Here is a 19,872-nt window from a genome sequence, read left to right on the forward strand (position 1 = left end):
GGGGCAATCGCCCCCTTATTAACACTATTTTGTAGTCACGATACTTCGTGGGCTCTCACAAAATTAACCGTCGATAGAACGTTTAACTTCAATGATTTCGAAGACTTCGATCATATCACCGACGCGAACGTCGTTGTAGTTCTTAACGCCGATACCACATTCCATACCGTTACGAACTTCACTGACGTCATCTTTAAAGCGACGCAGTGATTCTAACTCACCTTCGTAGATAACGACGTTATCACGCAGGACACGGATTGGGTTGTTACGCTTAATGGTACCTTCGGTAACCATACAACCAGCAACTGCACCAAATTTCGGTGATTTAAACACATCACGAACTTCTGCAAGCCCAATGATTTGCTGTTTGTACTCTGGCGCTAACATACCACTCATCGCTTGTTTGATTTCATCAATCAGGCTATAGATGACGGAGTAGTAACGTAAATCAACGCTTTCACTTTCAATGACACGACGAGCCGATGCATCTGCACGGACGTTAAAGCCAAGGATAATTGCGTTAGATGCCGCAGCCAGTGTTGCATCTGTTTCGGTGATACCACCAACGCCAGAACCGATGATTTTCACTTTAACTTCATCTGTTGACAGTTTCATCAGAGAGTCAGTGATCGCTTCACAGGTACCTTGAACGTCAGTTTTCAGCACGATGTTCAATTCAGAAACTTTACCTTCTTCCATGTTCGCAAACATGTTTTCCAGTTTAGATTTCTGCTGACGCGCTAATTTAACATCACGGAATTTACCTTGACGATACAGGGCAACTTCACGGGCTTTTTTCTCGTCACGAACAACGGTCGCTTCGTCACCTGCTGAAGGGACGCTAGACAGACCTAAAATCTCAACAGGCATTGATGGACCTGCAGATTGAACGTCTTTACCGAGTTCATTGCGCATTGCACGAATACGACCATATTCAAATCCACACAGTACGATATCGCCTTTGTTCAGCGTACCTTCTTGAACAAGGATAGTTGCCACTGGGCCACGACCTTTGTCTAAGTAAGACTCAACAACTACGCCGCTTGCCATGCCTGTATAAACTGCTTTCAGTTCTAAAACTTCAGCTTGCAGTAACAGTGCATCAAGTAAATCGTCAATACCGGTACCCACTTTTGCAGATACACCGATAAATTGCGTATCGCCGCCCCACTCTTCAGAAATAACACCGTACTGAGACAGTTCATTTCTAACACGGTCAATATCCGCTTCTGGTTTATCAATTTTGTTCACAGCAACAACAATCGGCACACCCGCAGCTTTCGCATGCTGGATAGCTTCGATAGTTTGTGGCATTACACCATCGTCCGCTGCAACAACCAGAACAACGATATCCGTTGCCTGAGCACCACGAGCACGCATCGATGTAAACGCGGCGTGACCTGGGGTGTCTAGGAAGGTAATCATACCTTTGTCAGTTTGAACGTGGTAAGCACCGATGTGCTGAGTAATACCACCCGCTTCGCCTGATGCCACTTTCGTTGAACGAATGTAGTCAAGTAAAGAGGTTTTACCGTGGTCAACGTGACCCATGATGGTAACAACAGGTGCACGTGGCTCTTGCGCCGCAGAGCCAGTATCACGGTCATTCATTACCGATTCTTCTAGCTCGTTCTCACGACGCAGAATAACTTTATGACCCATTTCTTCTGCCACTAATTGTGCAGTTTCTTGGTCAATAACTTGGTTGATGGTTGCCATTGCGCCCATCTTCATCATCGTTTTGATGACTTGAGAACCTTTAACCGCCATTTTGTTAGCCAGTTCGCCAACAGTAATGGTTTCACCGATAACCACATCGCGGTTTACGGCAGCGGCTGGTTTAGTAAAGCTTTGCTGTAAAGAACTTCCTTTACGCTGTTTACCTTTTGTACGGCCTGAACGACCTGCTGCACGCTCTTCTTCGCGGTCAGCTTTTTCAGACAGTTTATTGCCTTTTTTCTGACGAGGTGCTTTTGCTGTACGGTTACGTGAGCGACGGCCTTCTTCCTTCTCATCACTTTCATCTTCAGCGGCACGAGCGTGCGTAGAAGTGGTTGTGTGATAATCGCTGTCTTCTTCAGTTTTCGTTTCAGCCGTCCATTTTTCGCCGTTTTCTTCAGCCATTTTACGAGCTTCTTCAGCAACGCGGCGCGCTTCTGCTTCAACTTTACGCTGAGTTTCTTCTTCCGCTTTGCGTTTTAATTCCGCAGCTTCGGCGTCACGGCGTTGTTTGTCGGCATTGCTTTCTGGCGCTTTGCCTGCTTTTTGTGGATTTTCGCTTGGTTTCACTTTTTCTCTTTCCGCTACTTCGCGCGTCGCTTTATCTGCTGCTTCACGTTTTGCTTTCTCTTGGGCGTCACGTTTTGCCAATTCATCCGCTTCACGTTTCGCAGTATCTTCTGCTAAACGCTTAGCTTGTGCTTCACGTTGTGCCAGTTCTTCAGCTTCGCGCTGTGCCTGCTCTTCCGCTTCACGCTGCGCCTGTTCTTCCGCTTTAGCTTCTTCAGCATCGCGGTTCACATAAGTGCGTTTTTTGCGGACTTCAACATTTACCGATTTGCTTTTGCCACCGGTGACGGGGACGCTCAGCGTACTACGAGTTTTACGCTGTAGTGTCAATTTGCTTGGCTGACCCGCTGCTCCGCCTTGTTCGCGATTTAAGTGGTTCAGTAAAGCTTCTTTTTCTGACTGACTAACAGAGTCATTCTCACCTTTAGTGATCCCTGCTTCAGCAAATTGCTGTACCAGGCGATCAGTGGTGGTTTGAATTTCCGTTGCCAATGATTTTACAGTTTCTGTCATGCCGTTCCTTCCTGCTACAGTGTTTACGCATCGTTACCGAACCAGCAAATATTACGTGCGGCCATAATGAGCGTACCTGCTTTCTCATTATCCAGACCTTCAATATCAATCAGGTCGTCGATGCCCTGCTCAGCAAGATCTTCTAGTGTACAGATACCACGAGTTGCCAAATTATAGGCCAGAGTACGATCCATACCTTCAAGATTCAACAACTCTTCTGCTGGCTGATTATCACCGAGGCTCTCTTTTTGAGCCAATTCAATGGTGGTGAGGGCCGCTTTCGCTCTTTCACGTAGAACTTCAACGGTATCTTCATCAAGACCGTCAATTTCCAGAAGTTCATTAATAGGCACGTAAGCCAGTTCTTCTAACGTCGAGAAGCCTTCTTCAACAAGTGTAGTGGCGAACTCTTCATCAATATCAAGATGCTTGGTGAATGTTTCAATAGAAGCATGTGCTTCTGCCTGATGTTTTGCATGCAGCTCTTCTGCGGTCATGACATTCAGTTCCCATTTGTCATCACCACGGTGTATTTTCAGCAACTGAGCGGCTAAACGTACGTTTTGTCCGTTACGTCCGATTGCTTGAGCTAAGTTACTGCTTTCAACGGCAACATCCATCGTGCAGTTGTCTTCATCGACCACGATAGATGCAACATCAGCCGGAGCCATTGCATTAATAACGAATTGAGCTGGGTTATCATCCCATAACACAATATCAATTCTCTCGCCGCCTAATTCGCTCGAAACGGCTTGAACTCGCGCACCACGCATACCAACACAAGCACCCACTGGGTCAATACGCTTATCGTTGGTTTTTACTGCGATTTTGGCACGGGAACCAGGGTCACGCGCAGCAGCTTTGATTTCAATAATTTCTTCGCCAATTTCTGGCACTTCAATGCGGAATAATTCAACCAGCATTTCAGGGCGAGAACGCGTAACGAAAAGTTGTGCGCCGCGAGCTTCAGGACGTACATCATACAGGACTCCACGAATGCGGTCACCTGGACGGAAGTTTTCGCGTGGCAACATATCTTCACGCAGAATAACCGCTTCCGCATTGTTACCTAAGTCTAACGTGATGTTTTCACGGTTAACTTTCTTCACTTGAGCAGTGATAATTTCACCTTGGTGCTCGCGGAATTGGTCAACAACCATCGCACGTTCTGCTTCACGCACTTTTTGTACGATAACTTGTTTTGCTGTTTGCGTCGTAATACGGTCAAACACAACAGACTCAATTTGATCTTCAACATAACCGCCTAATTGCAGTTCTGGATCTTCAAATTGTGCTGCTTCTAATGTGATTTCACGCGTTGGCATTGTGACTTCATCCACAATTAACCAACGGCGAAACGTATCAAAATCACCTGATTTGCGGTCGATTTCAACACGGACATCAATTTCTTGCTCGTATTTCTTTTTGGTCGCCGTCGCTAATGCAGTTTCCAGAGCCTCGAAGATTTTTTCACGAGGGAGGGATTTTTCGTTAGAAACCGCTTCTACAACAGCCAGAATTTCTTTATTCATCCTAGTTGCCTCATTGAACTTTATTAAAAGTGGGGTACCAAGTTAGCTTTCTGGATGTTGCCGAGGGCGAACACCTCATCCTTACCATCTACAGTAACCGTAATCATTTCACCGTCTACGGACTTGATAATACCTTGCCATCTACGGCGGTTCTGCATCGCTATACGTAAAGTCAGAGCCACCTCTTCACCTATAAAATGCTCATAGTGAGCAACGGTGAATAAAGGACGTTCAAGCCCTGGTGACGATATTTCCAGGTTATAAATCACGGAGATTGGATCTTCGACGTCCAATACTGCGCTCACCTGATGGCTGACATCAGCACAATCATCAACAGTGATGCCTTCTTCACTATCGATGAAGACACGCAGTGTCGATGTGCGACCACGGATAAACTCTAAGCCAACGAATTCAAAGCCTAGCGCCTCCACCGGTGCTGAAATCATCTCTGTTAATTTCTGTTCTAATGTGGACAAGCCCACCCCCAGACATAAAAAAAGGGCATATAGCCCAGTTAATTCGATTGTCAAATAACAAAAAACCCCGAAATTCGGGGCTTTTGTAACTGGACCCTGTAGTGCACGGGTTCACCATGTTCTTATTATACCTGTAAAGTCTAGAGAAATCGATGAGAAATTTTGAGAGCTAGGTTTGATAATAAACCTGATTACTATATGACAACTGCATCATCGGATAGCTACTATTGACTTCGATACTGACAAGGTATGTAAATAAGAAATGGTTGCGGGAGCTGGATTTGAACCAACGACCTTCGGGTTATGAGCCCGACGAGCTACCAAGCTGCTCCATCCCGCGTTCGAAAACGTGACATATTCTACACAGATAACCTGTAAATCACAAGCCATCTAAAATAATGGTGCCGAGGACGGGACTTGAACCCGTACGCCCGTTTTGTAGGCACTACCACCTCAAGGTAGCGTGTATACCAATTTCACCACCTCGGCACTGAGGCGAGGTTATCAATGTAATATCAATAACCTCAAATTTTTAACTTCTCACTCATTTCTGAGCTTACTGCTTAATGATGGCATAACTGCCTTCATTCGGAATCTCTAACACTTAACGAGGAATGTCACTCGTTGGTGTAGCTGGTGCTGCCGGAACGTCTGTTGGTTGCTCGACTTTTGCAGGTTCACTAATGTTTTCCCACTTGCTACCACTAGCAGTTCCATACTTATTCGCAGTCATATTGCCAAGTATTAAACTGATGATGAAAAACACCGCAGCCAAGATTCCAGTCATACGGGTCATGAAGTTACCTGAACCCGATGAACCAAACAGTGTTGCAGAAGCGCCCGCACCGAATGATGCACCCATGTCAGCACCTTTTCCTTGCTGTAACATGATCAGGCTAATAAGCCCAATAGCTGCTACCAAGAGAATGATTAAGAGAGCTACGTACATTTGAGTTACCTATTCAGTTGCGGTGCATAGCCTTTGCTATGACCTCTATTACTGCACACCCACCCATTCACTGCGATAAAGGAAAGCCCTTACAGGATTGAGCAGGTGCGAATACTAACCAAAGCTGAGCTGACAAGCAAGTCTATTTTGAGCCTCACTTGTCTATTTGCAGAAAAAAACAACAAATGTTCGAAATATTGCCCAGCTTTTACTTAACAGCAATTAACCCGCTGCTTTTACCGCATCAGCAATGCGATTTGCCATCGCCGTTACGTCAGCTTCATTTTCGCCTTCAACCATGACACGAATTAACGGCTCAGTTCCTGATTTTCTCAGTAATACGCGGCCTTTACCTGCCAATTGTTTTTCAACTTCTTCATTAGCTGCAACCACCGCATCACTTTGCAGAGGGTCATGCTTACCTTTAAAGCGTACATTGACCAACACCTGTGGCAGTAATTTCATGCCGCTGCATAAGTCGTGAAGGCTCATATGGTTGCGAACCATTGCGCTCAGCACTTGTAAGCCTGCAACAATCCCGTCACCTGTGGTCGTTTTATCCAGCAAAATCACGTGGCCTGAGTTTTCAGCCCCCATGCGCCAGCTTTTTTCCTGTAATTTTTCCAGTACATAGCGGTCACCCACTTTTGCACGTTCAAATGGGATCCCAAGCTGTTTCAGGGCAATTTCTAACCCCATATTGCTCATCAGCGTACCAACAACGCCGCCTTTTAATTGGCCTTGGCGTAGCGCTTCACGGGCAATAATATACAGAATTTGGTCGCCATCGACTTTTTCGCCAAGATGGTCAACCATGATGATACGGTCACCGTCACCATCAAACGCTAAGCCAACATGGGCTTTTTCTTCTAACACTTTTTGTTGTAACTGACGAACGTCTGTTGCACCACATTCTTCGTTGATGTTGATACCGTTAGGATCGCAACCAATTGTGATAACTTCAGCACCTAATTCACGAAATACGTTCGGGGCAATGTGGTAAGTTGCACCATTGGCGCAGTCGATAACAATTTTCAAGCTAGAGAGGCTTTGCTCGTTCGGAAATGTGCCTTTACAGAATTCGATATAACGACCTGCTGCATCCACGATACGGTTTGCGCGGCCTAGCTCTGCGGATTCAACGCAGGTAATTGGCTTTTCCATTTCGGCTTCGATAGCTTCTTCTACTTCATCTGGCAGCTTTGTGCCATCAATAGAGAAAAATTTGATGCCGTTATCGTAGTAAGGGTTATGGGAAGCCGAAATAACAATACCCGCTTCAGCGCGGAAGGTACGAGTCAAATAAGCAACCGCAGGGGTTGGCATTGGGCCCGTAAAAGAGGCTGATAAACCTGCCGCAGCTAAGCCTGCTTCCAAGGAAGATTCCAACATATAGCCAGAAATACGCGTATCTTTACCGATGATAATCTTACGTGAACCGTGGCGAGCCAGCACTTTCCCTGCCGCCCAACCTAATTTTAAAACAAAATCAGGGGTAATTGGGCTATCGCCCACTTTGCCACGAATACCATCAGTACCAAAATATTTACGAGAGCTCATACGCTTATTTTTCCTTTTCTGACAGAGTCATCTGCACCACTTGCATCGCTTGTACGGTTTCTTTCACATCATGGACGCGAATGATATGAGCGCCTTGCATTGCTGCAATCACTGCACAAGAGAGGCTACCCGCGAGGCGTTCTTGCGGTGGAACATTCAATAATTGTCCAATCATAGATTTACGTGACATCCCTGCCAATAGCGGTAGTCCGAAATTATGAAATTGTTCTAAGTTTGCCAATAATTGGTAATTATGCGACAAGTTCTTCCCAAATCCAAAGCCTGGATCAAGGATTATTTGCTGCCGCTCAATACCCGCAGCCACACAACGGGTAATTTCGCCGTCAAGATAGGCTTGAACTTCGCGCACCACATTTTCATAATCTGGCGCTTCTTGCATGGTTCTTGGCTGGCCTTGCATGTGCATAATGCACACAGGCAAGCCCGTTTGCGCGGCCACGCTTAACGCATCGGGTTCATGGAGTGAACGAATATCATTAATGATATGCATACCGGCTTTCGCCGCTTCGGCCATCACCTGCGCTTTTGAAGTATCAACAGAAATCCACACATCAAACCGCTTAGCAATGGCTTCCACGACAGGCACGACACGATCTAGCTCTTCACTCACTGAAACCTCAGCTGCACCGGGACGCGTTGATTCACCACCGATATCAATAATCGTCGCGCCTTCTTGCACCATCTTAGCGACATGCTCTAACGCATCATGATAACGATTATGAGTGCCACCATCTGAAAATGAATCTGGAGTGACATTCAAAATCCCCATCACTTGTGGGGTAGATAAGTCAAGGAGGCGGCCTCTGGCTTTAATATGCATATTTATTTTTCCTTAACGAAAAAAACCCCAGCGAACTGGGGCTTTATGATTTATTTTAACGACAGCTTATTGTGGCTTGTTATCGTTATTATCCGATGGATTAGATTCATCAGAATTATTGCTTGGCTCTTCAGCACTGTTCTGAGGTTCTTCAGATTGAGGTTCTTCAGATTGAGGTTTTTCAGCTGTTTTCTCAACATTTGATGGACCTTTACCAAATGTTCCTGTCACATTGCTGACTTTTTTGTCCTCATCCCAACCCGCAGGTTCACGCACTGGACGACGATTCATTAAATCATCAATCATTGGCATATCGATAGTTTCATATTTCAGCAATGCATCTTTCGTTGCATGCAGAATATCGATATTGTCTTCCAGTGTTTTGTAAGCCAGTTGGTAACAGTGGTCTAAGATTTTCTTGATTTCTTCATCAACAATGCGTGCTGTTTCATCCGAAATTCCAGAACCATTACCAGAAGAACGACCTAAGAATGCAGGACCTTCTTCTTTTGAGTATTGCATTGGGCCTAAGCGGTCTGAGAAGCCCCACTGCGTCACCATGTTGCGTGCTGTATTGGTTGCAAACTGAATATCGGAAGAAGCACCTGTAGTGATTTTATCACGACCATAAATCAGTTCTTCGGCAATACGACCTGCATACGCAGTTGCAATCATACCTTCGAGCTTCAAGCGGCTACGGCTCACTTCATCACCTTCTGGTAAGAAGAACGCCACACCCAATGCTTGACCACGAGGAACGATGGTAACTTTATGAACAGGGTCATGCTCTGGCATTAAGTGACCGATAATCATGTGGCCACCTTCGTGGTAAGCCGTTGATTCTTTTTGCTCTTCGGTCATCATCAGAGAACGACGCTCTGCGCCCATCCAAATTTTGTCACGCGCTTTTTCAAATTCAACCATGGAAACGACACGCATATTTGCGCGAGCGGCAAATAGCGCAGCTTCGTTAACCAAGTTTGCTAATTCAGCACCTGAGAAACCGGGTGTTGCACGAGCAAGAATGAATGTGTCTACGCTTGGGTCGATAGGCACACGACGCATATGCACTTTCAGGATTTGCTCACGGCCACGTACGTCTGGTAAACCAACGACGACCTGACGGTCAAAACGACCTGGACGTAATAACGCAGGGTCAAGAACGTCTGCACGGTTAGTTGCCGCGATAACAATAATCCCTTCGTTGCCTTCGAAACCGTCCATCTCAACCAGCATCTGGTTCAGGGTTTGCTCACGTTCATCGTGACCACCACCTAAACCGGCACCACGTTGGCGACCCACGGCATCGATTTCATCGATAAAGATGATACAAGGCGCTGCTTTTTTCGCTTGTTCGAACATATCACGAACACGCGAAGCACCCACACCCACAAACATTTCGACGAAGTCGGAACCCGAAATGGTGAAGAATGGCACTTTAGCTTCGCCTGCGATAGCTTTCGCAAGTAAGGTTTTACCCGTACCTGGAGGACCTACCATCAGGACGCCTTTAGGAATTTTACCGCCAAGTTTTTGGAAGCGAGCCGGTTCACGCAGGAACTCAACAATCTCGCCGACTTCTTCTTTGGCTTCGTCACACCCAGCAACGTCTGCAAATGTTGTTTTGATCTGATCTTCTGTCAGCATGCGGGCTTTACTTTTGCCGAATGACATTGCCCCTTTGCCGCCGCCACCTTGCATTTGGCGCATAAAGAAAATCCAGACACCAATCAACAGAAGCATTGGGAACCAGGAAATGAAAATAGATGTCAGTAAGCTAGGTTCTTCTGGTGGTTCACCAACGACAGTTACATGCTTGTTCAGCATGGTGTCTAACAGCTTCTCGTCCTGCATAGGAAGATAAGTTGTATAGCGGCTATTATCAGCCTTTCTGACGTTCAATTCACGACCTGTGATACGAACTTCACGTACCTGATCCTGGGCTAACTCATTGATAAACGTTGAATAATCAACTCTGCGACTATTCGAATCGCTTGGGCCAAAACTCTGGAACAAGGACATCAGAACAACTGCGATGACTAACCAGAGAATTAGGTTTTTCGCCATGTCACTCAAGGGATTAACCTCATATTACAACTGTGTTAACAAATAACGCTCAGGGTACTATAGTTTTAGTCCTGTCGCTACAATGTATACTTCACGCGATCGAGCCCGCGAAGATTCAGGTTTACGAACTTTTACTTTCGTAAACAGGGAACGGATATCCCTAAGGTAGTCGTCAAAGCCTTCTCCCTGAAACACTTTAACAATAAAACTTCCCCCAGGTGCCAATACTGCACGGCACATATCCAATGCTAATTCAACCAGATACATAGAGCGAGGTATATCAACCGCCGGTGTCCCACTCATATTTGGCGCCATGTCAGACATGACCACCTGTACTTTTTTGTCGCCAACTCGTTCTAGCAAAGCGGCGAGCACTGCTTCGTCACGAAAATCCCCTTGCAGGAAATCCACGCCAACGATTGGGTCCATCGGTAATAAGTCACATGCAATCACTCGACCATTATGACCTATTTGACTAACAACGTATTGTGACCAGCCCCCCGGGGCAGCACCTAAATCAACAACGGTCATACCTGGTTTAAAAATTTTATCACCTTGCTGGATTTCCTCCAGTTTAAACCATGCACGTGAGCGTAACCCTTTCTTTTGTGCTTGCTGAACATATTTATCACTAAAATGTTCTTGCAACCAGCGACTTGAGCTTGCCGAACGTTTTTTATTGGCCATTGTGCTTTCCAACTATACTAAAAGATCTACAACGATATTGCTGCTTCTTTACCATCGAACAGATATAATTGATGGTGATAGATATCAGATGGCGGTAGAATAAGCCATTTTCAATACTAACCAAGCAAAAAATCGATGAATCTTAATAAAAAACAAATTCAGCACCTAAAAAGTCTCGCTCACCACTTAAACCCTGTTGTTATGATTGGCAACAACGGCTTAACCGAAGGTGTCTTAGCTGAGATTGAACTCTCTCTAGCACATCATGAGCTTATCAAAGTCAAAATCGCAGGCGAAGATCGTGATACCAAAAATTTGATCGCTGATGCGATTGTTCGCGAAACTGGTGCAGTAAATGTACAAATTATCGGTAAAATTCTTGTCATCTATCGCCCGTCGGCAGATCGCAAAATCATTTTACCTAAATAATAACCCATCATTTATATAAAAATGCCATTGAAAGCACGTTTTATATGAAGAAAAAGGCCGCCTGCGGCCTTTTTCTTTAAATCAGGGAAATAATATAGCTAATTCAGGGAAATAGGAATCAGATATACTCAACTTTAAGAATTTCGAACTCGACATCTCCGCCTGGAGTTTTGATTGAGACCGCATCATCGACCTCTTTCCCTATCAAACCACGCGCTATAGGTGAGTTAACAGAAATTAAATTCACTTTGATATCCGCTTCGTCATCACCCACAATACGATACGTCAGCTCTTCATCAGTATCAACATTCAATACCGTCACTGTTGCACCGAAAATCACGCGACCATTGTTGACCATTTTGGTCACATCAATGACTTGTGCGTGTGAAAGTTTCCCTTCGATTTCTTGAATACGGCCTTCACAAAAACCTTGCTGCTCTCGAGCTGCATGATATTCCGCATTTTCTTTTAAATCACCGTGTTCACGCGCTTCGGCGATTGATGCAATGATTTCTGGGCGGCGGACAGATTTCAGGAACTCAAGCTCCTCTCTTAGTTTGTCCGCACCAAATACCGTCATCGGGATCTGTTTCATTAATAAATACCTCGGTTTCAATCCTATCTAAAAACAAGTATCTTCCTGATTTTGTAACAACAGTACACCGAACACCTCTGAAAATCAGGGGGGCTCTAAGTAAATAACTCAATCAGACTCATGTACTCATTTATCTTATCATAATGTACGTTATTTTAACTGAGACTTAATAACGGGTCATCGTTTACTTTATAAGGCATTACACTTTAGTATGTGCAGTATGTCCACTTTAATGCGTGAAATCTATGTCATTACTTAACTTAACCAGAAAATGGATACTCTCTTTCGGAATTGCCTTAGCTAGTAGCCAAGTTTTTGCTATTCCCATTGATGAGTACAAGCAACACCTGCCAGACGGCACTAACCTCGCTCTGGTCGCGCAGAAAGTGGGAAGTAATACCCCATTGATTGACTATAATGCACAACAAATGGCGCTCCCCGCAAGTACACAAAAAGTCGTTACCGCCCTTGCCGCATTACTGCAACTGGGGCCAGACTACCGTTTTGTCACTAATTTCGAAACAAGCGCCAAACTGAATAATAATACGTTATCGGGGGATTTAGTGATTCGCTTTAGTGGCGACCCAACGCTTACCCGCCAACAAATTCGTAATATGGCAAATGCGTTGAAGCAAATTGGTATCCACAAAGTCGAGGGTGACTTGATTGTCGATATTTCTGCATTCGCCAGCCATGATAAAGCGCCGGGTTGGGTGTGGAATGATATGACCCAGTGTTTTAGTGCCCCGCCAGCCGCTGCAATCATTGACCGAAATTGTTTTTCAGTTTCGCTTTACCCTGCCGAACGCGCAGGGGATATGGCATTTATCAAAACCGCCAATTTTTACCCTGTAAATATGTTCAGCGAAGTCAAAACACTCGCTAAGGGCTCACCAGAAGCGCGCTACTGTGAATTAGATGTCGTGCCCGGGGAATTAAACCGCTATACCTTAACAGGCTGTTTAACCCAACGCAGTGAGCCGCTTCCACTCGCTTTTGCAGTACAAAATGGGGCGAGCTACTCAGGAGCGATTGTCAAAAATGAATTAAAAACCGCGGGCATTGAGCTCACTGGCAATGTCAAAAAACGCACACAACCAACCGCGCAATCACAAGTATTGGTTAAAACGGAATCTAAGCCACTCCATGACTTACTTAAAGTGATGCTGAAAAAATCCGACAATATGATCGCCGATACCGTTTTTCGGACAATTGGCCGTGAATATTATGGTGTACCGGGAACTTGGCGATCTGGATCCGATGCTGTCAGGCAAGTGCTGAAACAAAAGGCGGGGATCGATCTTGGCAATACCGTAATGGTGGATGGATCCGGACTTTCTCGCCACAACTTGATCACACCATCAACGATGATGGAAATCCTCCAGTTTATTGCTAAAAATGATCAACAGCTTGATTTTATTTCCATGCTCCCCCTTGCAGGTCACGATGGCACATTGCGCTACCGAGGAGGCTTCGATGAAGCGGGTGTAAATGGTAAAGTTTCGGCAAAAACAGGGGCATTGCAAGGGGTATATAACCTCGCAGGCTTTATTACCACCGCGAGCGGGCAACGCGTTGCATTTGTACAGTTTATCTCTGCTTATGCGGTTCCACAAAGCCAACAACGTAGCCGCCGAGTCCCCTTAGTTCGTTTCGAAAGTCGGTTATATAAAGACCTGTATAAAAACAACTAATTGCTAAGTTTCATCCATTAAAAAAGGCGCTTTTGCGCCTTTTTGTATTTCTAAGATGAATTATTTTTGGTAAATGATTTCGACGCCTTCATCGTCATCTTCATCCCAATCATCATCCCAGTCATCGTCAACGTCTTCAGCACCAGAAAGTTGCTCTTTGTGGTAATCATCCCACATAAATTCTACTTTCTCTGGTTGCTGCACATCTTCAGTCGTTGCCATATCACGTGGTTGAGTATTCATAAACTCCATGATATCCCAGCACAGTGCTTTCACACCTTCATGGTTAACCGCTGAAATCATGTAGAATTTATCTTCCCAGCCCATTGCTTTGGCAATTTCAGCTGCGCGAGCCGCAGATTCTTCTTCGCCTAAGATATCAATCTTGTTGAAGACTAACCAACGTGGTTTTGCAGCCAATTTTTCACTGTATTTTTCTAATTCGCTGATTATGATCTTCGCATTTTCAACAGGATCAGATTCATCGATCGGACAAATGTCGATCAGATGCAGCAAGACACGGCAACGCTCTAAGTGTTTCAGGAATTGGATCCCAAGACCCGCACCTTCCGCAGCCCCTTCGATCAACCCTGGGATATCCGCCACAACGAAGCTTTGCTCGTTATCCATACGTACCACACCTAAGCTTGGCACTAATGTGGTAAACGGATAGTCTGCCACTTTTGGTTTTGCCGCAGAGACAGAACGAATGAATGTGGATTTACCCGCATTAGGCATTCCCAACATCCCAACATCTGCTAACAGCATTAATTCTAACAGTATTTCGCGTGTCTCACCTTTCGTACCCATGGTACGTTGGCGTGGGGCACGGTTGACTGATGATTTAAAACGGGTATTTCCAAGGCCATGGAAACCGCCCTTAGCGACCATGTGGCGCTGTTCATGACGCGTCATGTCACAAAGTACTTCATTAGTGCCAAGATCGCGTACACGCGTTCCTATCGGCACTTTAACCGTGATATCTTGACCACGTTTACCTGTACATTCACGGCTTTGGCCATTTTGACCACGTTCTGCACGGAATGATTTTTCAAAGCGGTAATCGATTAACGTGTTGAGGTTTTCGTCTGCTTGTAAGTAAACATCCCCACCATCGCCACCGTCACCACCGTCAGGTCCCCCTTTCGGGATGTACTTTTCACGGCGGAAGCTGACACAACCATTGCCACCATCTCCTGCCACGACCAATATTTTGGCTTCATCTACAAATTTCATAACTCTTTCTCCGCTTCTGAGCCGCATAACGCTGGATGGCTGTTCTACTCAGAGATGGTGCATCTTTAATACGTGTGTAGTTCATTAAAGATCAAATATCTGAATATAAAAAGCCCCGCAAAAAGTTTTGCAGGGCTTTAAGTCTGAATTAAAGATCAGAAAACTTATTCAGCTTCGATGCTGATAAATTTACGATTGTTTGGACCTTTAACTTCAAATTTCACTTTACCATCCGCTAATGCGAATAGAGTGTGGTCACGGCCACAACCTACGTTGGTGCCTGCGTGGAACTTAGTACCACGTTGACGAACGATGATGCTACCTGCTAATACAGCTTCACCACCAAAACGTTTAACACCTAAACGTTTTGCTTCTGAGTCACGACCGTTACGAGTCGAACCACCAGCCTTTTTATGTGCCATTAATCTGCTCTCCTAAATCTTAAGCGATGACAGTGATCTTAACATCAGTGAACCACTGACGATGACCCTGTTGTTTACGGCTATGTTTACGACGACGGAATTTGACGATTTTGACTTTCTCGCCACGACCGTGTGCAACCACTTCCGCTTTCACTTTAACGCCTTCAACGACAGGAGCGCCGATTTGGATCTCATCGCCATTAGCAACCATTAAAACTTGATCAAATTCAACAGTTTCACCTGTTGCGATGTCCAGCTTTTCTAGGCGGACAGTTTGACCTTCGCTAACTCGGTGTTGTTTACCACCACTTTGGAAAACCGCGTACATATTAACTCCGCTTTCCGCGTACTCGCTAAATATTTCAATTCCAGAGCACGCTATAAAATATTCACAATAGGGCGCGAATTCTACGCAAAAAAGCATCAGAACACAAGCCAATAATGCGGTTAGATGACAAAAAATACGACTTTTTTCTCAACAACCTCTTTTTAGTACTGATTTAGTGCCAATAACTCAAATTGTTACTTATTTAAACATTTTTTGCATCACACCTGATAATCTTATTATTAATAATGTTATGCTAATGGTATAAGTGTTCTATTCGGTCTCCCATTTTGCTATTCAGGGAATGAACCAAAAACTAATAATATGAATAAATTACGATGAATTTAGAATCTATTATTGAACTGACAACTGAGGATATGTCAGCGGTAAACGAAGCCATCCTCAGTCAATTGAATTCAGATGTTGCGCTAATTAACCAGCTTGGTTATTACATTGTCAGTGGTGGAGGTAAAAGGATCCGCCCGATGATCGCCATACTGGCAGGAAGATCCTTAGGCTACTCTGGGCATAAACATACCCAAGTCGCTGCATTGATCGAGTTCATCCATACCGCAACATTATTGCATGATGATGTTGTTGATGAATCTGATATGCGCCGCGGAAAACAAACTGCGAATGCAGTGTTTGGTAACGCTGCAAGTGTATTAGTGGGTGACTTTATTTATACGCGATCCTTCCAGATGATGACGGATCTTGATTCGATGCGCGTTCTTAAACTTATGTCTGAAGCGACTAACGTGATCGCGGAAGGTGAAGTTTTACAGCTCATGAACTGTAATGATCCAAATATTACTGAAGAAAACTACATGCAAGTGATCTACAGTAAAACGGCACGTTTATTTGAAGCTGCGGCTCATGCATCGGCTATTTTAGCGAATGCAACGCCTGAGCAAGAAAAAGCATTACAGGATTATGGTCGTTATATTGGCACCGCTTTCCAGCTAATTGATGATTTACTGGATTACGATGCTGACAATGCCCAATTAGGTAAAAATACGGGTGATGACCTCGATGAAGGTAAGCCAACGCTCCCTCTTCTTCACGCCATGCAAAATGGAAATGAAGAAGAGTCTGCATTGATTCGCCAAGCTATTGAGCAAGGCAATGGCCGTCATTTGTTAGAGACCGTTTTAGCAACGATGAAGCGCTGTGGTTCACTTGAGTACACATATGCACGTGCACAAGAGGAAGCACAAAAAGCAATTAGTGCGTTAAATGCCATTGATGATTCTATTTATAAAGAAGCTTTAATTGGGCTTGCCCACATCGCTATCCAGCGTCATTCCTAAGCTTGCTACACCGTTTAAGAAAAGGGGAAAATTATTTTTCCCCTTTTTCGTCTTCATCTATCTGTGCAAGTAGCGAAGATAGGCCATAACGCAAAATGTATTTGACGATTTTATTGCGTTCAGTTTCTGTCAGCTGATAGTAAGCCTCTGACCAGATTTGCAGTGCATCTGTTCGTTGGCTTTGATAAGGCATTAACGGCTCGCATAAGCTTAATTGGCCTTGAATCTCACCGGGTAGACTTTCAATATAATACTCAACGGCTTTACCTTGAACTCCCCGCTTTCGCCGGTTTTTCCAGCCCTCTCGTCTTGCCATCAGGTTAACGCCCTGTGGCGAAGTTGGTAGACCTTCTAGTCCTGCGAGCTCTTTCGCTGTGAACCACAATTTTTTCATATCTTCACTTTCACGCTTATATTATGAAACCTGCTATTGCAGCTTTACCAAATCGTCATCTGTTAAAAAAATTTAGACTAAATATAATATTATTTTTATATAATTAATTATTTACAACTTAAGTATTTGTAAACGGTTTTTTATTAATTAAATCAATTAGTGCTAAAGCCCCTTCTCGTATAATGAATCCGAGGATCACCTCACGCTCATCATCGGAAAGTTGATTGTAAGCCTCTTGCCAAATAAACGAATTGTCATTTCGTTTTACCTGATAGATTGGCGATGTTTCGCTTACAAATTGGCCTTCAAAAATATCAATAGGTATCGAGCTAATGTGGTATTCCAATGCTTTTCCTTGAATACCTTTCCTTTTGCGGCAAGTCCAATTTTCACGCCTAGCCATGGCATTAATGCCCTGGGTCGTCATGGGAAGCCCTTGCAATCCAACTAACTCTTTTGCTGTTAGCCATTCCTTGTACATACTGACCCTCCTAGTCCTGATGACAATGTATTTGCAGTTGCTGAAAACTATCTATATTTTCTTAAAAGCAGTTAACTCATTCATTTTATTAATAACAGGAAATAATAATATGCAAATGATATATGTTATTTACATTCTAATTTCTTTTAATAACAGATAATTAAATAATTTACTCGCTAATAATTTAAGTAATTTTGTTGAGTAATTTAGATATATTACCGATACGAGTAACGAGTAGCCGTATATACGTCATTCCCTATACTAACTCGAAAGAGTTAGTTTTATTTTCAAAGTTTTATCTTAATTCACAGTTATTAATTCTGACTTTCCATTTAATTTCACAAAAACCACGATAGTTTCATAAAATAGGATTTTTAGAAAAAATCAGAAATTATTTTGGGAAATTTCTGTTATTTTATTTCCAATAACAGGACGATTGTATTGAATGTATCACAATATCCCGTTACTCGTACCATTAACTCTACATGATTATGAATGAAAAAAGGACTAAAAAATGATTTTACGGAAGTCAGACTGGCACCCCGCAGATATCATCGCAGCATTACGTAAGCGTGGAACGACACTTGCTGCAATTTCACGTGAAGCAGGGCTGAGCTCTTCAACACTTGCGAATGCGCTTTCACGGCCATGGCCTAAAGGGGAATGGATTATTGCCAATTTTTTAGGAATTCACCCATCTGAAATTTGGCCAAGCCGCTATTATGACCCTATTACAGGTAGTTTATTAGAAAGGAAAGTAAGAGAAAAAACGCCAGTGGAAGATTAAGATCGGATGAAAATAACTATAAGGCCGTGAATAAAAAATGTATTTATCCACGGCTTTATCTTTTTATCATTATTCAATAAAGAAAATATTATTTCATACGTGCAAAACCGTCAGACAAATCTTGCTTTAAATCATCTAAATTTTCTAAACCAATTTGAAGCCGCAATGTTGGGCCACCGGGATCCCAATGTGTGACTGTACGGTATTCCGCACAATTGAATGGAATAATTAAGCTTTCAAAACCGCCCCATGAATAGCCCATACCAAAAATTGATAGCCCATCTAGCATTTTTGCAATATCAGTTTGGGTATATTTCGGGTCTAACACGATGGAAAATAACCCTGATGACCCCTTGAAATCCCTTTTCCAAATTTCATGCCCCGGACAATCAGGAAATGCAGGGTGTAAAATTCGAATGACCTCAGGGCGTTCTTGTAGCCAGTGGGCGATATTTAGCGCTCTTTCTTGGGCTTCTTTTAAGCGAATCGGTAGCGTTCTCATGCCACGTAAAGCCAGAAAACAATCTTCAGCTCCTGGCAACATCGCCATGTAATCATACGTTTCACGTAGTTTTGGCCACCACGCTTGGTTTGCTGAAACAATCCCCATCAGCAAGTCAGAGTGGCCACCTAAATATTTAGTTCCAGCTTCTAGTGAAATATCACAGCCCAGTTCATGGGCTTTAAAAAACAGAGGCGTCGCCCATGTGTTATCGATGATAGTCGCAATATTATGCCGTTTCGCCACATCGATAATCGCTGGGACATCTTGAATTTCAAAACTTTGAGAACCCGGAGATTCTAAAAAAATGGTGCTGGTGTTTGGCTGTACGAGCGTTTCAATCTCGGCACCTATCATCGGGTCATAATAAGTCGTCTCAATCCCCATTTTATCCAGTAACCCATGGCAAAATTTGCGGGTTGGCCGATAAACGCTATCAGGCATCAGTAAGTGGTCGCCCGTTTTCAGTGTCGTCAACAAAGCTAAGACTATCGCTCCTAGCCCTGACGGTGACAACACTGTACCTTCAGCGCCAGCAAGAACAGACCACGCTTGCTCAAGCTGTTTAATCGTCGGTGTACCCGCAGTACCGTAGTTAAATTCTGCTCTATCGTTGATTAAAGCATCAACCGTTGGGAACACCACTGTCGAACCACGATAAACAGGGGCGTTTACGAACCCTGCTTGTTTCGCAGGGTCTCTCCCAAGTTGGGTCACTTGTGTATCAACATGAAACTCAGAAACTGCTTTTTTCTTCATGAGATCCTCTCATCAACATCATTA

The 19,872-nt window shown here is 44.1% G+C and carries 19 protein-coding genes and 2 tRNA genes; 4 read left to right on the forward strand and 17 right to left on the reverse strand.

Features of this window, described 5'->3' with window-relative positions; genetic code table 11:
• Positions 1-63: 63 nt before the first annotated feature.
• From infB to rlmE, 10 genes are all read right to left on the reverse strand, one after another.
• Complete coding sequence (gene infB, locus ABWP91_RS15855) at positions 64-2,802, reverse strand: translation initiation factor IF-2 (RefSeq protein ID WP_353244066.1); 2,739 nt, start codon at positions 2,800-2,802, stop codon at positions 64-66.
• A gap of 23 nt (positions 2,803-2,825) precedes the next feature.
• The gene (nusA, locus tag ABWP91_RS15860) at positions 2,826-4,334 is read right to left on the reverse strand and encodes a transcription termination factor NusA (RefSeq protein ID WP_273803440.1); all 1,509 of its coding nucleotides are present in this window, start codon (positions 4,332-4,334) and stop codon (positions 2,826-2,828) included.
• A 23-nt stretch (positions 4,335-4,357) separates the two neighbouring features.
• Positions 4,358-4,810, reverse strand: coding sequence for a ribosome maturation factor RimP (gene rimP / locus ABWP91_RS15865; protein WP_353244067.1), 453 nt, complete (start codon positions 4,808-4,810; stop codon positions 4,358-4,360).
• 263 nt (positions 4,811-5,073) lie between these two features.
• Positions 5,074-5,150: transfer RNA gene (locus ABWP91_RS15870), tRNA-Met, on the reverse strand.
• Positions 5,151-5,209: 59 nt separating this feature from the next.
• Positions 5,210-5,299, reverse strand: a tRNA-Leu gene (locus ABWP91_RS15875).
• A gap of 115 nt (positions 5,300-5,414) precedes the next feature.
• Positions 5,415-5,759: a preprotein translocase subunit SecG gene (secG, locus tag ABWP91_RS15880; protein ID WP_353244068.1), complete on the reverse strand. Its 345-nt coding sequence runs from the start codon at positions 5,757-5,759 to the stop codon at positions 5,415-5,417.
• Between the two features lie 222 nt (positions 5,760-5,981).
• Positions 5,982-7,319 (reverse strand): phosphoglucosamine mutase, encoded by a 1,338-nt coding sequence (glmM, locus tag ABWP91_RS15885; protein ID WP_353244069.1) that lies wholly within the window; start codon positions 7,317-7,319, stop codon positions 5,982-5,984.
• Between the two features lie 4 nt (positions 7,320-7,323).
• Positions 7,324-8,160 (reverse strand): dihydropteroate synthase, encoded by an 837-nt coding sequence (gene folP / locus ABWP91_RS15890; protein WP_353244070.1) that lies wholly within the window; start codon positions 8,158-8,160, stop codon positions 7,324-7,326.
• Between the two features lie 66 nt (positions 8,161-8,226).
• The gene (ftsH, locus tag ABWP91_RS15895; protein WP_353244097.1) at positions 8,227-10,227 is read right to left on the reverse strand and encodes an ATP-dependent zinc metalloprotease FtsH; all 2,001 of its coding nucleotides are present in this window, start codon (positions 10,225-10,227) and stop codon (positions 8,227-8,229) included.
• 57 nt (positions 10,228-10,284) lie between these two features.
• Positions 10,285-10,914 (reverse strand): 23S rRNA (uridine(2552)-2'-O)-methyltransferase RlmE, encoded by a 630-nt coding sequence (gene rlmE / locus ABWP91_RS15900; RefSeq protein WP_004905912.1) that lies wholly within the window; start codon positions 10,912-10,914, stop codon positions 10,285-10,287.
• Positions 10,915-11,049: 135 nt separating this feature from the next.
• On the opposite strand from rlmE, the gene yhbY reads away from it, so the two are divergent.
• Positions 11,050-11,343: a ribosome assembly RNA-binding protein YhbY gene (yhbY, locus tag ABWP91_RS15905; RefSeq protein ID WP_004905914.1), complete on the forward strand. Its 294-nt coding sequence runs from the start codon at positions 11,050-11,052 to the stop codon at positions 11,341-11,343.
• A 118-nt stretch (positions 11,344-11,461) separates the two neighbouring features.
• On the opposite strand, the gene greA is transcribed toward yhbY, so the two are convergent.
• A complete protein-coding gene (gene greA, locus ABWP91_RS15910; RefSeq protein ID WP_219244883.1) occupies positions 11,462-11,938 on the reverse strand; it encodes a transcription elongation factor GreA in 477 nt (158 codons plus the stop codon).
• A 245-nt stretch (positions 11,939-12,183) separates the two neighbouring features.
• On the opposite strand from greA, the gene dacB reads away from it, so the two are divergent.
• Positions 12,184-13,632: a serine-type D-Ala-D-Ala carboxypeptidase gene (dacB, locus tag ABWP91_RS15915; RefSeq protein ID WP_353244071.1), complete on the forward strand. Its 1,449-nt coding sequence runs from the start codon at positions 12,184-12,186 to the stop codon at positions 13,630-13,632.
• Positions 13,633-13,692: 60 nt separating this feature from the next.
• Here the strand turns inward: dacB and cgtA are convergent, their stop codons facing one another.
• The 3 genes from cgtA to rplU form a co-directional block, all read right to left on the reverse strand.
• Positions 13,693-14,868 carry an Obg family GTPase CgtA gene (gene cgtA, locus ABWP91_RS15920; RefSeq protein WP_219244885.1) on the reverse strand — a complete coding sequence of 392 codons (1,176 nt, stop codon included), beginning with the start codon at positions 14,866-14,868 and terminating at the stop codon, positions 13,693-13,695.
• 164 nt (positions 14,869-15,032) lie between these two features.
• On the reverse strand, positions 15,033-15,290 hold the full coding sequence (rpmA, locus tag ABWP91_RS15925; RefSeq protein ID WP_004246250.1) for a 50S ribosomal protein L27: 258 nt from the start codon (positions 15,288-15,290) through the stop codon (positions 15,033-15,035).
• Positions 15,291-15,309: 19 nt separating this feature from the next.
• The gene (gene rplU / locus ABWP91_RS15930) at positions 15,310-15,618 is read right to left on the reverse strand and encodes a 50S ribosomal protein L21 (RefSeq protein ID WP_004905925.1); all 309 of its coding nucleotides are present in this window, start codon (positions 15,616-15,618) and stop codon (positions 15,310-15,312) included.
• A gap of 335 nt (positions 15,619-15,953) precedes the next feature.
• Between rplU and ispB the strand changes: the two genes are divergently transcribed.
• Positions 15,954-16,925, forward strand: a complete 972-nt coding sequence (gene ispB / locus ABWP91_RS15935; RefSeq protein ID WP_353244072.1) for an octaprenyl diphosphate synthase — start codon at positions 15,954-15,956, stop codon at positions 16,923-16,925.
• Between the two features lie 31 nt (positions 16,926-16,956).
• On the opposite strand, the gene ABWP91_RS15940 is transcribed toward ispB, so the two are convergent.
• Together ABWP91_RS15940 and ABWP91_RS15945 are read right to left on the reverse strand one after the other, a co-directional pair.
• The gene (locus tag ABWP91_RS15940) at positions 16,957-17,319 is read right to left on the reverse strand and encodes a DNA-binding protein (protein ID WP_353244073.1); all 363 of its coding nucleotides are present in this window, start codon (positions 17,317-17,319) and stop codon (positions 16,957-16,959) included.
• 118 nt (positions 17,320-17,437) lie between these two features.
• The gene (locus tag ABWP91_RS15945) at positions 17,438-17,800 is read right to left on the reverse strand and encodes a DNA-binding protein (protein ID WP_353244074.1); all 363 of its coding nucleotides are present in this window, start codon (positions 17,798-17,800) and stop codon (positions 17,438-17,440) included.
• A gap of 514 nt (positions 17,801-18,314) precedes the next feature.
• Between ABWP91_RS15945 and ABWP91_RS15950 the strand changes: the two genes are divergently transcribed.
• Complete coding sequence (locus ABWP91_RS15950; protein WP_219244890.1) at positions 18,315-18,587, forward strand: helix-turn-helix domain-containing protein; 273 nt, start codon at positions 18,315-18,317, stop codon at positions 18,585-18,587.
• Positions 18,588-18,675: 88 nt separating this feature from the next.
• Here the strand turns inward: ABWP91_RS15950 and metC are convergent, their stop codons facing one another.
• The gene (gene metC, locus ABWP91_RS15955) at positions 18,676-19,848 is read right to left on the reverse strand and encodes a cystathionine beta-lyase (protein ID WP_353244075.1); all 1,173 of its coding nucleotides are present in this window, start codon (positions 19,846-19,848) and stop codon (positions 18,676-18,678) included.
• Positions 19,849-19,872 lie beyond the last annotated feature (24 nt).

The organism is Providencia sp. (assembly GCF_040396775.1).
In the GTDB taxonomy this organism is placed as follows: domain Bacteria; phylum Pseudomonadota; class Gammaproteobacteria; order Enterobacterales; family Enterobacteriaceae; genus Providencia.